Below are 15,450 nucleotides of genomic sequence, written 5' to 3'. Positions count from 1 at the left end.
TTAGCTTGAAATGAAAAAGTTTTAGCAATTTTTTTGCAATTCTGATCATGTCTTTGGCCCTCAAACGCCAACGACCAAACTGGTCCTGTGCCATTATTTCGACAGAATTTTTTGTTTAAAGTTAAAGCAGCATAAAAATATGTTTAAACAAATACTTGTAGAATGGACTACCACAAGAGACAAGACCTATATAAGAAAATATCTTCAAAAAGAGAACGCCCGCTTATTTGCTATGTGACAAGCTTCAGAGGCAATGCGTCCGCATCGATTGCATCCGACATGATCCCGGATTTCATCAAATTAATTCAATCTATCCCAAGCGAAGCTAAAGAGATTGATCTCTTAATCATCAGTTACGGCGGGGATCCAACAGTCGCATATAGAATGATTTCAATTCTAAGGGAACGATTTAAAAAAGTCGGCGTCTTATTACCATACGCCGCTTATAGCGCGGCAACTTTAATTTCCCTTGGTGCAGACGAAATTGTAATGCATCCTTTTTCGAACCTGGGGCCAGTTGATCCACAACTAACGCACCGCAAGCAAAACCAGGAGCAAATACAATTTGGCTCAGAGGATTTGAGAAACTATATTGACTTTATTCGAACTGACGTCGGCTTATCTGACCAGGAACAAATGCAAAAGTCGTTTGAAATAATTTGCAGGGAAATAGGAGCCGTGCCCATTGGAGTAGCTAAACGAAGCGCGCAACTAGCGCTCTCCATGGGAGAAAAATTATTATCCATGCATATGACAGATAGTAATAAGGCAAAGACAATCGCAGAAACACTTAATAAGTCATTTTATCATCACGGTTATCCTCTGGGGCGAACGGAAGCAAAGAAAATTGGACTCCCAATCACAAATCCCGACACAGAACTTGAGGAGTTGCTTTGGGATATATATGAAAGCTTCGAAACAGAAATGAAGTTTAACGAGCCGTTTGATCCTTTAAAATTAATTTTAAACAGTCCCGCATCGGCAAGCCTATTAGCACCTACTCAACAGGTTCAGATTCCAGGAAATCTACCACAGGATATTCTACAGCAGGTTTATAATGCTCTTCTGGCTCAAATTCAAATTGTTCAGATCACACCAGTTGATTACGAATTATTCCAAGCTTCGACTGAATCGGAATTTGGTAAGAGTGAATACAAAACTGCAGGAAAAATTTTTGCTAACAAGCTACCAGACAACAATATAACGATGAATATTATTCAAACCGCGTCCGGATGGAATTTTAGCAAAAATCATTAACTTCGTAAACTGATATTTTACAATATGGACAATTTGACTTATAGTACAAATAGTAACGAAGCTGCTTTAAGAGATGCAGGACCCTTCAAGATTTTGAATTCTGACATGGGAATCAAAGGGCAAAAGACTTTTGCCTACAAAAATGTGATAACGACCAAAAAGGTTGGTCAAGAAGTCAAAATAGGGAACAAGATTGTTGAGACAATCGTACAAGACCTCAATACAAAGAGATGAGAATCGAGCCAGGGAATTAATTACCATGCAGAAAAAACCTCCCTCACTCAAACCGCACTGAGAAATAATAGAGTCTTCGTGAAAGCCATTTCGACTCTTTCTGACCTTCTACATATGACCGGTTTTTTCCACGGGTGTAAGGCTGAGGATGGTTTTCGCCCAATGCCTGGTCAAGCAGTCCCCGATTGTAATTCAGCGAGAACAGATAACCCATATCGGGCTTTGCCTGGTAACGCAAGTTGTATTTGGTGACCAGCCAACTCCAGTTGATGGCCGCTGAAATAACCAGAGTGCCCAGGCACACCGATACAAAACGTGTAATCAGAAACCAGTTGGCTTTCCGGAATGCCAACTTATGACGGGTCAGCGCCAGGCCGGTCAGCGCAAGCAAAAGAAAAATAAAAACACCAATACGCCGGAACGTCAGCCCAAACACCTGAACATACTCAATGTTTTTTGCCATAACAATCACTACCAACACAGCGTTCAACCCAATCCAAATCATCGAAAGAATTTTCAACAACTGAGAATCTTTTCGAAAATTGAGCTCCTTCCTGAAATAAACCATAATCACCAATACCGCCATTATGATGGAAAAAATCAGTGCATAAACGCGTTCATGTACACCACTGCTCAGGCTTCCCCCAGCGTCGCCGATAACAGGCTGGCCAAATTGCTCCAAAACATATACAATATTAAATAATATGATCAAAGCGTTCAACAAAACCAGCGTCACTTCGCCGCTGCGTCGCTGCATGCTCAAATCGAAAAAACCACCGATCTTTGACTCCTGCGCCCCCACATGTTTTCCAAAATCATCCAAGAGCTCGCCATTGTATCGCACCAACATATCAGGGACCGAAAAATGAAAAAACGAAAACATCAGAAAGAAACCTACGACTGAAAGGACGACAATCTGCCCCAGGTTGACCTGCCAGTTAAGATAAAACAGCGCTGCAAATCGGCTGCTACCCTGCGCATAAACCAACGCAAAAATCAGGAACACGCCGACCGGAATTATAACATAGGTCAGCAGTTTCTTAAAGACAGATCCGGCACTATTCCCTGCGTCCGGCATCCATGTATTGACCCGTGGCGCCCTGATGATAAAAGTGACGTAATTATAAAAAGCAGCGAACGGAAAAGTGACCAGCCTGAGTGATGAATACAACGCCTTGTACCCCGCCAACGACAGTGATATCAACAGGGAGGCAAAAGACAAAAAATCGCCATACCAGGCAAAGGAGACAGCAGATAATAAGGTAGCCGCTGAAAGCCACCAGAAAGACCGGGTTTTGGTCACACCGGGAATAAACAACAACATCACCCAGACGAGCACCGCAAAGATTCCGAGGTTTAACCCCGGCGTCTGGCGGTAAAATAGGACGACAAACAAGATGGTGCTGATAAAAAGTGCAGGATTTCGTTTCATGACTTTTATTTTAAATGTACTTTGTATTTCAAAGTAATTGATAAAAAAAACACGCTCATCGGCCCAATAATTTTTCCAGTGCATTGATATGCGCTTCAAAAGCCTGCCTGCCCGCTCTGGTAATTTTGTAAGACGTTTTAGGCTTTCTGCCTGCAAACTCCTTTTTTACCTCAATGTATTTTCTTGCCTCCAGCGCCAGAATATGACTGGCCAGATTTCCATCAGTGACCTGCAAATGCTCTTTCAGCTCAAGGAATTCAACCCATTGATTCACCACCAGTACAGACATAATACCCAGTCTCACCCTGCTTTCGAAACTTTTATTTAGTTTATCAATGATGCTCATCTGTATTTTTTGTACATCACCAGTCCGTAAAAAATATGCAGTAGCCCAAATCCCATGCCCCAGAAGATCAAACCAAACTTCATGACCACAAGCGCCATCAGGCCCAAAAGGATTTCTAAATACCCCAGGTATCGCACATCGGAAAAAGTATAGGAAGAAGCGCTCACCAGTGCCAAACCGTAAAAAACCAGTGTTGATGGGATGACCAACGAAAAATACCCCTGCCAGATCAACACCATGCAAAAAATACCGCCCGTAACCAACGGAATGAACAAATTCGATAAAAGATTCTGCGTTACGCCATTCCAGATTTTCAATCCATTTTTCCTGCTTTTTCTTACAGTAAAATATGTCGCAGCACTAAGGGCCAGTAATAAAACGATCAGGGCAAGGATCAGCATTTGCGACATTACAGTGGCCGGAATCTCTTCCGTGATTTCACCTGCATCCCGCGAGTCCAGTATGTTCCAGGCCACTGCCGTCCCGGCTAAAGCAAACAGACCGGCAAGTATGCCGGACAGACCACTCAGGGAAATAAACCTGGACGACTTCTCCATCATTCTCCGGATATGCTGGAGATCATCTTTCGGATCTTGGTTCATAAAAGTACTTTGTGACACAAAGTTAAAGGGGTTGAATTAAACCTGCACTTTTTTTTAAGGTTTTTTTTCTGGCAGATAATGGGTTAATTCCGTGATAATAAAATACTGTGCAGCTACATAGGTCAGCATAACGACCCAGTCGATACGTAAGGCCATCCCCGAGAAATAAACAAGGGATACCATTGCAAACAACCTGATTTAATACCTGCCTGGCATGTTCTTCACAATTCACGAAGGTTCGATCCAAACATTGTTTTCTTTTAACAACCTGATCAGTTCATCAACCGCCACTTCACTATCTACACTTCGCTTCACAATTTCTTTTCCTTTATACAAAGTGATCTTACCAGGTCCGCTCCCCACGTAGCCGAAGTCTGCATCAGCCATTTCACCCGGACCATTGACAATACAACCCATGATCGCGATCTTCACTCCCTTTAGGTGGCTGGTAACTTTCCTGATCTTCTGCGTGGTCTCCTGCAATTCAAAAAGCGTTCTTCCGCAGGACGGACAGGAAATATATTCTGTCTTGGAAATTCGTGTTCGCGTGGCCTGCAAAATACTGAAAGCTGTATTGTTTAAAAAAGTCTCTACCGCGTCTCCCGCAGCCGGACGGGCGTAGGTCCTCCCGCTGGGACCTGTACTGCCTGAATTAAATAATTCTCTGTTCCCACGATTCATCCGGAGCCAGATCCCATCGCCAAACCCATCCAGGAACAATGCACCCGTCTCCGTTGCAAAATGGATCAGGTGCTCATCTGCCGTTTGCCAGTTGCTTTCCGTCGTTAGAACCACGGGAAACGGTAGGTTGCGCCTCATCAGATCCATAAAAAAAGTCCTTACCCGTTGCATTGCGTTCCTTTCAGAACTGCCTGCACAAAGAATCAGGTCCTTCCGGTCGCGAGCCTTCTCAAGAATTTCGAAAATATCGTGTGACTCTTTTTCTGTCAGGTTACCTGCATTTTCAATAAACAGGAAACCAGGCGCTGAATCTGTTCCCTCATCCAAAAGATCTTCGGGGCGGTATAAAGGATAACTCCCCGGAATCTGCCAGGCGGTCCATTTTTCATAAGGAGCGATCAGCCTGAGTCCCTGAGGCATGTCAAAATCCGGCTTTTCACCGTCAACAAAAACATAATCCGCAGCAGCATCGGATTTTAGCCAGGTCCCTGTCTCTGCTCGGTAAGTGTATCCAACAGACGCCAGATCCTCCGGCGATAAATTTTCGTGCTGACTGAAATCGGCAATCACCACCGGGACCTTTTTACCGCCGACGTTTTCAACAGCAGCCGATTTTCTCCTGTTATACTGAAACGGATCGTAAGGCAGGATGATTTTCTCCTCTTCTTCTGCTTGTCCAGCCTGCTCTGCGGGAAAATCATATCTTTTCACAATATCCCGGCAGACCGGAATTTCAAGTTCCGGATCTTCAGTGAGCGACACGCGAATGGTGTCTCCAATACCATCTTCCAGCAATGCACCGATACCAATGGCTGATTTGATACGGCCTTCCTCGCCATCACCCGCTTCGGTTACGCCAAGGTGCAATGGATAGATTTCACCAAACTCAGCATCCATCGTTTTTATCAGCAGACGATAGGCCTGGACCATCACTTGTGGGTTGCTCGCCTTCATGCTAAGAACGATCTGATGATAATTTTCATCCCTGCAAACCCGCAGAAATTCCATGGCGCTCTCTACCATTCCCATTGGCGTATCACCATAACGGCTCATGATCCGGTCGCTGAGGCTCCCGTGATTGGTACCGATGCGCATGGCCGTGCCATATTCCCGGCAAATCTTTACCAATGGTGTAAACCGATCCCGGATCCTTTCAATTTCCTCCTGGTATTCTGCATCCGTATATTCAATCTGCTCAAACTTTTTCTTGTCCACATAATTCCCGGGATTCACCCGAACTTTCTCTACAATACGGGCCGCCACTTCCGCTGCATTGGGCGTGAAATGAATATCCGCCACCAGCGGCACGTGATAACCACGCCTATGTAATTCATTCTTAATATTCAATAGATTTTCAGCATCCGATTTGGAAGGGGCCGTGATTCGTACCAGTTCCGAACCTGCCTCAATGCAACGGATCGTTTGCTCTACCGTTGCGATCGTGTTCATCGTGTCGGTCGTGGTCATCGTCTGGATCCTGATGGGATGAAAATTCCCCAGCAACAAGTCGCCCACTTTTACTTCCCTGGTTAAGAGGCGTTTATATTGAGTCAATGATTCAGCATAATATTCCATCCGGCAAAGATAGTAAGAAGGTCGCGCAGTGGCCACCGGTATGTTACCAGGGATTTATTTTACCCAGACAAGCCTCCCGTCGTTCAGCATCCTGATCTTTTCTTCCTCCACCAGGAAATTGATAACGGTGCGAAGATGATCTTTGTCGAACTCCTGCATGTCCTTATATAAATGAAACAGCGTAACAGGCGTACTTAGCTTTTCCTGAAACAACCCTGCCATTTTTTTGAATTGCGATGTATTCAGTGCTGTTTTCTTCCTTTCGAGGCAGTTGTCACAGATGCCGCAATCCTGTAAGTCGGTATCTCCGAAATAAGTGCCGATAATTTTTGATCGGCAGGTACTGGTATTGTTGATGTACAGCTGCATGGCCCGGACCCTCTCCGTAAATACCCGTTTGCGTTCCGCATAATTTTTGGTGTCAATTTGCAGTAATTCAGATTTGATCCTCGGTCGGTTCAGCATGATCTGGGGCACATCTTTCTGAGGCTCATAACGTATGATCCCATCCGCATGCAGTTTTCGCAACTGTTCTTTTACTATGTCCAGGTCATAATGTAAAAGCCCGGCGAGATAAGTCTCCGAAATATTCACCGGATAATCATAAATACCCTCGTAGCTGCGCAATAAGGTCTTGATCAGCGGCTCATAACCGGTATAAATTTTTTCGTATTCGTATAACGCATCTTTATATACATCGAATCGCACCGTTGCCGGCAGAAAGATCTGTTCATTAAAACTTAGCCAGCCGTCCTGTTCCAGTGCCTTTAACCCGTAAATAGTGGTATTAATATCCAGTCCGAATTTCCTGACAAAATCTTTCAGGTCGAAATCGTAATACTCGCCTGGCGCTTCGCCTTCCGGCAGTTGAAGATAGTGCACTACGGACCGGTAAACTTCTCTCAGTTTCTCTACCGACGGGTAACGCGTCGCAGGCAGAGTCTCCAGCATGTCCAGATCATCCTGGTTGTATAACAGTACTGCAAAGGATCGTTTACCGTCACGCCCCGCCCTGCCTGCTTCCTGGTAATAATTTTCGAGACTGTCGGGAACATCAGCATGAATCACTACGCGCACATCCGGCTTATTGATACCCATGCCAAACGCGTTGGTACTTACAATGACCCGGAGCCGGCCTGCCAGCCAGTCGTCCTGGATCCTGCTCCGCTCTTCTGGCCCAAGACCCGCATGGTAAAACCGCGAATCTATTCCGCGCGCATTCAACAGGCTGGCAATCTCGCGTGTCCGTTTGCGCGTGCGGCAATAGACAATGGCACTACCCTGAACATTATTTAAGATCGAAGCAATTTTGGGCATCCGGGATGGTTCCCGGAAAACGCTGAAAGATAAATTAGGACGCTCATAGGACTGCCGGAAAATCTCAAATTTATTTTCACTATTAAGTGATAATTTATCACAGATATCCTGCTGCACCAAAGGCGTAGCAGAAGCGGTCAGGGCGATGACCGGAATACTATGGAGCTCTTCGCGCAAACTGGCAATTCGCAGGTAAGGCGGCCGGAAATCATAACCCCACTGAGATATGCAATGCGCCTCGTCCACAGCGATCAGGTTAATGTCCAGCGCGGGTAAATACTCCTTGAATAGTGAGGTCTCCAGGCGTTCGGGCGACACATACAGAAATTTACAATTGCTGTGAGAAGCTGTCTCCAGCACATTGATCACATCTTTTCTCGACAAACCTGAATGAATGGCATATGCAGTAATGTTTTTTTTCCGGAGGTCCTGAACCTGATCATTCATCAGGGCTATTAAAGGCGAGACCACCAGGCACAAGCCCTTCTTGTACAAACCCGGGACCTGGTAGCAAAGGGATTTTCCGCCGCCAGTGGGCATGAGCGCCAGCACATCCTTCCCCTCCACGACAGCCTTGATGATCTCCTGTTGCAAAGGACGAAATGCCTCAAAGCCAAAATAATTCCGGAGGATTTCTTGCAGGGATTGCTCCATGATACCACAAAATTAGGCCAAATTTTCATCCTGTAACCCGAAACCACACTCAATTCAGGCTTTGGCAATGCGATACACTGTAAATAAATTCTTAATTTTTATGGACCCGAACCCCAAATAAGTATTTTGCCGCTAATGACAGCTCCCGACCTAAACCAGTTTTTTTACAGCCAACCGGCCACTGTTCATCGCCAGCACCACATCGCTGAATGCCATAACCAGCGCCCCGAACATCGGAGTCAGCAATCCGAAAGCCGCAACTGGTATGGCGATAATATTATAGGAGAATGCCCAAAACAGGTTTTCCTGTATCGTCTGATAGGTATGACGGCCAAGGCCCAGGGCCGTGGGGAGATGTTTCAGTCCGTGCCCCATCAAAACAACCTGCGCGGTTTGCATAGCGATCTCAGAAGCATCACTCATGCTGATTCCTATCGTTGCTTTTGCCAGCGCCGGTGCATCATTGATGCCGTCACCCACCATCGCCACCGGGGATTCTGCATTTTTTTCACCAATGATACGCCATTTCTCTTCCGGTGTCTTTTCAGCAATTACCTCGTCGATATGCAGGTTGTCTGCAACCTGATGCGCCCTGGAATTCCGGTCGCCACTCAATAGGATGGTCCTGATATTTTTCCGCCGGAAATAATCCACCACCTGCCGGGCCTCCGGCCTGATCTCATCGGCCAGGTCTATAAATCCAATAAGCAGGTTATTCCTGGTGATATACACCTGGTGGTCCTGTTCAGAAGTCAGCCCGCTGGCAACCCTGTACGATCCGGCCCAGTATTCATTACCATCCTTGTCCTCAGCCCGTACGCCTTTACCCTTGACCTCTTCAACTTTTTTCCAACGGATCTGTGCACCGGATTTCCATGCCCTGGTGAGGCTCTTCGCCATCGGGTGATTTGAATATTTCTCGATGGCATAAACCAGGTTTTTGAAATCCTCGTCGCTGAAGGAGGGGTCCGTGATCCGATAAGCCGAAACGGTGAAATCGCCCGTAGTGAGCGTACCCGTTTTATCGAAAACAACCTGCCTGATATTTTTGAAATTTTCCAGGCTGGTTGCATCGCGGAACAATATACCATTCCTTGCGCCACGACCCAGCCCCACTGCGATCGCCGCCGGCGTTGCCAATCCCATTGCGCAGGGACAGGCAATGACCAGTACCGCAATCGCCCGCATCAGCGAGGGCGTAAAATCACCCAAAACAAAAAGGTTTACGATAAATGTCAGCGCTGCAATTCCGATGACCACGGGAATGAACACCGCGCTGATCTTGTCTGCCATTTGCTGCACCGGAGGTTTCTCTCCCTGGGCCGATTTGACCATATGTATAATTCCGGAAAGCACCGACTCTTCCCCTACGGCTGTGACTTGTGCCTTTACAGTGCCGTCGACCAGTACACTACCGCCGATGAGCAGGTCCTTAGCCCCTTTTGCGACCGGCAGGCTCTCTCCTGTAATAATAGCTTCATTCACGCCAGCTTCTCCCCAAAGAATTTTACAGTCGGCAGGCACCTGTTCTCCGGCTTTAATCAGGATCAGATCGCCGGCCCGTAAAGCTGTACTTTCAACCGGAAAAATATTCTCATTGAACGCTGCATCATAAGCAATCATATTAGCCATGATCACCTGCGATTTTGCCAGTTTATTCAATTGTGACTGCGTGGACTGAATCGTCTTTTCTTCTATCCAATTTCCCAGAAACACCAGCGTGATCACTGTTGCAGCCGTCTCATAAAATATATAATCTGACTGATGCGTAAAGGTCCCGTACAGACTGTACACAAAGGCGGCCGTAGCCCCAAGCGCGATCAGCACATTCATATTGGGCATCCTGTTGCGCAGACTTTTGTATGCGCTCACTCCAAAAAAACGCATGCCCGTCCAATAGACCGGCAGACACAAAGCTAGCTGGACCAGCGGATCCATCAGCCAACTCAGATAACTCACTTCATGAATACCTGGTATCATGTGTAACATCAACACCAGGCTGAAAGGCAGACAAAACCAAAATCGCTGACGATGACTTCTGAATGTCAACTGGTCTATCCAGGATTTCCCAGAGGATGACTTCACTTCGCCGGTATTATCTTTCAAAACGCGATAACCGAGATCCTCCAAACCGCGAAGGACCTTTTGTTGAGTGATGTTTCCGTTCAGATCGAAACTTACATCTCCCGTTGCAAAATTGACACGCACGTCCCTCATACCCTCGCGGGTCAGGAATTTATTGATCGTCAGCGCGCAGGTGGCACAATCCATTCCTTCCACCTTCCACTGAATTATATTTTTCGTTTCCATGCTATTACTCTAATCTGCAAAGGTACCCCGCCTTTAAAAGATTTCAGCGCAAACAGGAAAGGATTATTAAAACGTAGTTGCAATTCAGCAAAAAATATAGAAATATTTATAAGTACGGGTGAATTCGGGGGATCCGGCCTGGAAGGTCTGACCACAAATGCCGCAGTGGATCGGGGCACAAATAAAATAATCGCAGATATAATAGCCCGCCTGAACGCACGGATTACTTCAGCGCTGCGCCCATACTCATAGCAAATACCATTAATAAGACAAGCGCAAACATGACAATGATAATCAAACCCACGGTTTTGAAGTAGAGTGAAAGGTTATTTAACCCTTTTCCCAGGCCGATATTGTCATTCAACCGCAACGCGGTTTTGACCGTTCCTGAGAAACGGAATAGAAAATAAAACAACAGGATATTGATAGCCAGCGAAAGTATTACGGAATAAAGCGATGACTGACTGGCGATTTGAAATTTCTCATCATCAAATCCTTCCTTAGCCACCTGCGTCACCTGCCGGGGACTTTTCAAATATACAAACAACCCAATCACGGCATTGGCCAAAATGGCAACGCCTGCCACAGCTCCCATTTCGGCAGCCATCCAAATTTTCTCTTTAGTGTATGCACTAATTTGTCCCGGTTTGTTTTGTTCTTCCTGTAACTGATCGTCCATCACATAAATAATTTCATAACATTTGAAAATAACCCAATAATTCCCAGGATCGCCGTCACCAGAAAAAAGCGGCGCAGAAATACAAACCCCTCTGCAATCAGTAATTCATCTCCTCCGGCGATACCTTGTTTAAACAATATCGAAGCCTTATACAGAAAGTATAAAATAGCTGCCACCACGAAGAATATCAGAAAGAAGACAAATATCAATATACCATAAATCCCCGTACCCGGGAGTTGCATCGTTGTCGCCATCATCTTCAGCACCTCTCTCCCACTCACCAGCATGGTCATTACCACGAAGGCGCCTACGGAAAAACCTACCAATGAGATGAACCTGGTCCATTTACTGATCGCGGTTAACGATGGCACTAAAAACTCCCTGTCGTCTGGTTCCGGGGTCACCGGTTGGTTCTGTTCTTCCATATCAAATTTGTTAATGTAAAAATAAGTTTCCTCTATCGGTTTGCCAAATGTCCGTCGAGGATGGGAATGACCGATTCCTGTTCATCAGGTCCGATCCATTTTACCTGAGGTTGTTTCTTAAACCAGGTAACCTGCCTCTTTGCATAATGGCGTGTGTTTTGTTTGATCAGCGCACGTGCCTGGTCGGGCGTAAGTGTTCCATCGAAGCGGGCGAACAGTTCCTGGTAACCCACCGTCTGAAGCGCGTTCAGATGGCGCAAAGGCAACAAAGCTTCCACTTCAGCTTCGAGCCCGTCTGCGTACATCCTGTCTACCCGGTCATTAATACGATGGTACAATTCATCCCTTGGCATATCCAGGCCTATGAACAGTGTGTTAAATGATCTTTCTTTTTTTGCCTTTTTTTGAAACTCCAGAATAGAGCGGTTGGTGGCCATCTTAACTTCGAGCGCTCTCAGCATCCGTTGCGGGTTCTGCATTTCGCCACGGGCCGCAAACAGCGGATCATTTTCCCTGAGCATTTCCTCTAACCATGAGATGCCTCCAGTACGATATTGACCGGTCAGTTCCTCTCTTATCTGACGCGGCACGTCGGGTACGTCGTCAAGACCATCCAGCAGCGCTTTGATGTACAGGCCTGTTCCGCCGCAGACAACCACAATTGGGTGGGTAATAAATAACTGGCCCAAAAGCTGCAGGGCATAGCTTTCATAGAAGGCTGCGTTTATCTCATCGCGGATACTATGAGAAGCAATAAAATAATGAGGAACGGCCTGCAATTCTTCGGGAGATGGTCTCGCGACGCCAATATTGAGCTCACGGTAACACTGCCTGCTGTCGGCGGATAGTATCACCGTTTTAAAATGGCGGGCTACTTCTATAGCCAATGCCGTCTTTCCCGATGCTGTGGGACCTGCAATAACGATAACAGTGTTGGGATACGCCTGGGTCAATAGTACGTCTTAAATCTGTAAGTTCCAGCAATCATCAGGTAACTGAATTTGATCAAAGCCCCTCATCTTCCTGGCTGTAGTCATCGGAGACCTCTTCCTCCACCTCAAGGTCCTCGCCTTCTTCGGTTTTTTCACCGAAACCGTCAGCGCCCCGGGACAGATCGTATTTCTCCTCAATATCGGCATATTTATCCCCCAGCAGGCCTTTGGTACCATACTGTTTGGGACTGATACCTTCAGCCCTGACTACAGCGGGATAGTCCACTTTCACGTCTTCCACGCCCGCAACGTTGATCAATTCAATCAGGAAATTCCATTGTTTATGAAAATCGTAGGTATAAGTAAAGCGCTGGTTTGTGTTCTTTATTTCGGAACCGATAACCGTCTCTTTCATAAGAAGCGGCGGCGCTTTATGTTCACGATCGTAAATTTCCAGTGAAATCTCCCGGCCCTGCTGCCAGTTATCGTTGCTGCGGTAAAAACTGGCCTGATGCTTATTGTCAAATTCAAAGGCTTTCAGGATTACTTCATGCAGTTCATAAAAATACTGCGAATGCCTGATGACAATATCCCTGTAAATGCTATCATCCTCCTCAAAATATACTCTGAATTTAAAAATTGCCATGAACGAATTTACGAAAATAGCCTGAAAGAAAAATTTAAGTATTGGCCAGGATTCCGTATATCCCCTATTTACCGCTTATTCGGGGGCAGACTGAAAAAATTTTAAGATAATTTTTCAGATTCGCGTTTCCGGTGACGCTTTTAATGTTCTTTTTCGAAGGCTGCATCGAACGACTGTTTGCCGGGTACAAAATCAACATCTTTTACAAACCGGCAGGATTCTGCGGCGCCTGCTTCCCTATCCATGCCCGAATCTTCCCACTCCACAGAAAGAGGCCCGTCGTAACCGATATCATTCAAAGCCCTGATGATTCCTTCAAAGTCAATTCGACCCCGGCCCACACTTCTGAAATTCCAGTATCTGCGGTTATCGCCAAAGGGCAGGTGGCCGCCGAAAACACCCGCTGTTCCAGGAAAATGATTCCAGCTCACATCTTTCATATGAACATGAAAAATACGATCGGAAAATTCATATAAAAACTTAATATAATCCACACCCTGGTAACCCAGGTGGCTGGGATCGTAATTAAATCCGAATGCAGGGTGCCCGTTCAGTGCCTTCAGGGCCCTCTTTGCGGTCTCAATGTCAAAGGCTATTTCTGTAGGATGTACTTCCAGGGCATATCTGACGCTCATCTCAGCAAATGCATCCAGGATCGGCGTCCAGCGTCTGGCAAAATCTGCGAAGCCTTCTTCGATCATCTCTTCAGTAACAGACGGAAAGGAGTATAACATAGGCCAGATGGAGCTGCCGGTAAAACCATTCACCGTTTTTAGCCCCAGTCTCTTTGCCACCTCTCCTGTTCTGATGATTTCATCTGCTGCCCGTTTGCGTACACCTTCGCTGTCACCATCACCCCAAACGTGATCCGGCAAAATGCTCTTGTGCCGCTGGTCGGGTATATCGCAGACCGCCTGCCCCACCAGGTGCGTGGAAATCGAAAACATCTTTAGCCCGTTTTTCTCCATCAGCGCGTTCCTGGCATCGCAGTATGCCTGGTCCGCTTTGTGCACTTCAAGATGGTCACCCCAGCAAGCCAGTTCAAGTCCGTCATACCCGAATGACCGGGCTTTTTCAATAACTGTTTCAAGGGGGAGGTCGGCCCACTGGCCGGTAAATAAGGTTACTGGTCGGTTCATCATTTTATTTTTTACTGATTGGGGAAGGGTATCCACTTCTGGTTTTCGTCGTAGCCGGAGGCCACCACGGCATCAATAAACTGCATACCCCGGATGCCATCGTCCACTGTTGGAAAATCCAACAGATCTTTCCCCGGCACTTCATCATTCAATCGCGCTCTGATGGTCAGGGCAAAATTCCGGTAGATATTGGCGAAGGCTTCCAGGTAACCCTCCGGATGTCCGGCGGGAGTCCTGGTATTATGTCTGGCCGTTGCACTCATATACCCCATTCCGGTCCGGATAACTTCTGTGGGCCGGTTTCGCCATTTCAATAGCAGGGTATTAGGTTCATGCTGGCACCATTCCAGGCCGCCGTTTTCGCCATACACCCTGATCTTCAGCGGGTTCTCTTCACCCGCCGCGACCTGCGTGGCTACAAGTACTCCGCTGGCTCCATTGTCGAACCGGAGCAGGGCAGCACCATCATCGTCCAGTAATCTTCCGGGAACGTACGCGTGCAGATCGGCACAAACGGCTGTTGTCCGGAGGCCGGTGATATATTCCGCGAGGTGATGGGCATGGGTACCTATATCGCCCATGCAGCCTGCCTTTCCCGAGCGCTGGGGATCCGTGCGCCAGGCGGCCTGTTTATTGCCTGCGTCCTCTTCTTTCCCCGCCAGCCAGCCTTGCGGGTATTCTACGTAAACTTTCCTGATTTTGCCTAAATCACCCCGCCTAACTCTTTCGCGGGCTTCCTTAACCGCCGGATATCCTGAATAGGTGTAAGTGAGTGCGAGCAGCAATCCGGATTCCTCTGTTTTCAATTTTAGCAATTTCGCTTCCTCGGTAGTGAAAGTGATGGGTTTGTCGAGAACCACGTGAAATCCATTTTCCAGGGCCATGATGGCGGGGGTAAAATGCATGTTGTTTGGCGTTACAATGGTCACGAAATCCATGCTTTCGTCTTCGGGGAGCCTGGCTTCTTTATCGATCATTTCCCGGTAAGTTGCGTAAACCCTGTCTTCCGGTATAAACCAGGCCTGGCCGCTGGTTTTCGATTTTTCGGGATTGCTGCTGAAGCATCCGCAAACCAGTTCGATCTGTCCATCCATCAGGGCAGCTATCCGGTGGACAGCGCCTATAAACGCGCCGGTGCCGCCTCCGATCATACCCATTCGAAGTTTTCTGTTCATCATGCTGATATAATATTGAATATAAAATAATTAATCGTCAAAGCTA

Annotated in this window: 13 protein-coding genes; 1 reads left to right on the top strand and 12 read right to left on the bottom strand. The window is 46.8% G+C overall.

Annotation, left to right across the window (positions count from 1 at the left end; all coding sequences use genetic code 11):
• The first annotated feature begins 162 nt into the window (after positions 1-162).
• The gene (locus AC3WS5_RS04535) at positions 163-1,257 is read left to right on the top strand and encodes an SDH family Clp fold serine proteinase (RefSeq protein WP_492466062.1); all 1,095 of its coding nucleotides are present in this window, start codon (positions 163-165) and stop codon (positions 1,255-1,257) included.
• A gap of 277 nt (positions 1,258-1,534) precedes the next feature.
• On the opposite strand, the gene AC3WS5_RS04530 is transcribed toward AC3WS5_RS04535, so the two are convergent.
• From AC3WS5_RS04530 to AC3WS5_RS04475, 12 genes are all read right to left on the bottom strand, one after another.
• Positions 1,535-2,923, bottom strand: a complete 1,389-nt coding sequence (locus AC3WS5_RS04530) for a DUF4153 domain-containing protein (RefSeq protein ID WP_492466060.1) — start codon at positions 2,921-2,923, stop codon at positions 1,535-1,537.
• Between the two features lie 55 nt (positions 2,924-2,978).
• Positions 2,979-3,269, bottom strand: a complete 291-nt coding sequence (locus AC3WS5_RS04525) for a winged helix-turn-helix domain-containing protein (protein ID WP_492466059.1) — start codon at positions 3,267-3,269, stop codon at positions 2,979-2,981.
• A complete protein-coding gene (locus AC3WS5_RS04520; protein ID WP_492466058.1) occupies positions 3,266-3,871 on the bottom strand; it encodes a hypothetical protein in 606 nt (201 codons plus the stop codon). Before AC3WS5_RS04520 ends, AC3WS5_RS04525 begins: the two co-directional genes overlap by 4 nt.
• Positions 3,872-4,099: 228 nt before the next feature.
• Positions 4,100-6,127, bottom strand: a complete 2,028-nt coding sequence (gene ispG, locus AC3WS5_RS04515; protein ID WP_492466057.1) for a (E)-4-hydroxy-3-methylbut-2-enyl-diphosphate synthase — start codon at positions 6,125-6,127, stop codon at positions 4,100-4,102.
• A 54-nt stretch (positions 6,128-6,181) separates the two neighbouring features.
• Entirely contained in the window at positions 6,182-8,098 is a 1,917-nt protein-coding gene (locus tag AC3WS5_RS04510; protein ID WP_492466056.1) for a RecQ family ATP-dependent DNA helicase, read from the bottom strand.
• A 150-nt stretch (positions 8,099-8,248) separates the two neighbouring features.
• Positions 8,249-10,408, bottom strand: a complete 2,160-nt coding sequence (locus tag AC3WS5_RS04505) for a heavy metal translocating P-type ATPase (RefSeq protein ID WP_492466055.1) — start codon at positions 10,406-10,408, stop codon at positions 8,249-8,251.
• A gap of 223 nt (positions 10,409-10,631) precedes the next feature.
• Complete coding sequence (locus tag AC3WS5_RS04500) at positions 10,632-11,087, bottom strand: hypothetical protein (RefSeq protein WP_492466054.1); 456 nt, start codon at positions 11,085-11,087, stop codon at positions 10,632-10,634.
• Positions 11,087-11,512 (bottom strand): hypothetical protein, encoded by a 426-nt coding sequence (locus AC3WS5_RS04495; RefSeq protein WP_492466053.1) that lies wholly within the window; start codon positions 11,510-11,512, stop codon positions 11,087-11,089. Before AC3WS5_RS04495 ends, AC3WS5_RS04500 begins: the two co-directional genes overlap by 1 nt.
• A 32-nt stretch (positions 11,513-11,544) precedes the next feature.
• A complete protein-coding gene (gene miaA, locus AC3WS5_RS04490) occupies positions 11,545-12,465 on the bottom strand; it encodes a tRNA (adenosine(37)-N6)-dimethylallyltransferase MiaA (protein ID WP_492466052.1) in 921 nt (306 codons plus the stop codon).
• A 52-nt stretch (positions 12,466-12,517) separates the two neighbouring features.
• The gene (locus AC3WS5_RS04485; RefSeq protein ID WP_492466051.1) at positions 12,518-13,090 is read right to left on the bottom strand and encodes an IS1096 element passenger TnpR family protein; all 573 of its coding nucleotides are present in this window, start codon (positions 13,088-13,090) and stop codon (positions 12,518-12,520) included.
• Between the two features lie 140 nt (positions 13,091-13,230).
• On the bottom strand, positions 13,231-14,229 hold the full coding sequence (locus AC3WS5_RS04480) for a sugar phosphate isomerase/epimerase family protein (RefSeq protein WP_492466050.1): 999 nt from the start codon (positions 14,227-14,229) through the stop codon (positions 13,231-13,233).
• Between the two features lie 11 nt (positions 14,230-14,240).
• Positions 14,241-15,407, bottom strand: a complete 1,167-nt coding sequence (locus AC3WS5_RS04475) for a Gfo/Idh/MocA family protein (RefSeq protein WP_492466049.1) — start codon at positions 15,405-15,407, stop codon at positions 14,241-14,243.
• Between the last annotated feature and the right edge of the window lie 43 nt (positions 15,408-15,450).

It is taken from the genome of Niabella sp. CPT15-335-S11 (assembly GCF_058792415.1).
Note: the sequence above shows the minus strand (reverse complement) of the source record. Positions and strands in the feature narration are given on the sequence as shown.

Bases quoted from the DNA above. Each gene is read 5' to 3' on its own strand.
- AC3WS5_RS04535 (WP_492466062.1), top strand. From the start codon at position 163: ATGGACTACCACAAGAGACAAGACCTATATAAGAAAATATCTTCAAAA.
- AC3WS5_RS04530 (WP_492466060.1), bottom strand. From the start codon at position 2,923: ATGAAACGAAATCCTGCACTTTTTATCAGCACCATCTTGTTTGTCGTC.
- AC3WS5_RS04525 (WP_492466059.1), bottom strand. From the start codon at position 3,269: ATGAGCATCATTGATAAACTAAATAAAAGTTTCGAAAGCAGGGTGAGA.
- AC3WS5_RS04520 (WP_492466058.1), bottom strand. From the start codon at position 3,871: ATGAACCAAGATCCGAAAGATGATCTCCAGCATATCCGGAGAATGATG.
- ispG (WP_492466057.1), bottom strand. From the start codon at position 6,127: ATGGAATATTATGCTGAATCATTGACTCAATATAAACGCCTCTTAACC.
- AC3WS5_RS04510 (WP_492466056.1), bottom strand. From the start codon at position 8,098: ATGGAGCAATCCCTGCAAGAAATCCTCCGGAATTATTTTGGCTTTGAG.
- AC3WS5_RS04505 (WP_492466055.1), bottom strand. From the start codon at position 10,408: ATGGAAACGAAAAATATAATTCAGTGGAAGGTGGAAGGAATGGATTGT.
- AC3WS5_RS04500 (WP_492466054.1), bottom strand. From the start codon at position 11,087: ATGGACGATCAGTTACAGGAAGAACAAAACAAACCGGGACAAATTAGT.
- AC3WS5_RS04495 (WP_492466053.1), bottom strand. From the start codon at position 11,512: ATGGAAGAACAGAACCAACCGGTGACCCCGGAACCAGACGACAGGGAG.
- AC3WS5_RS04485 (WP_492466051.1), bottom strand. From the start codon at position 13,090: ATGGCAATTTTTAAATTCAGAGTATATTTTGAGGAGGATGATAGCATT.
- AC3WS5_RS04480 (WP_492466050.1), bottom strand. From the start codon at position 14,229: ATGAACCGACCAGTAACCTTATTTACCGGCCAGTGGGCCGACCTCCCC.
- AC3WS5_RS04475 (WP_492466049.1), bottom strand. From the start codon at position 15,407: ATGATGAACAGAAAACTTCGAATGGGTATGATCGGAGGCGGCACCGGC.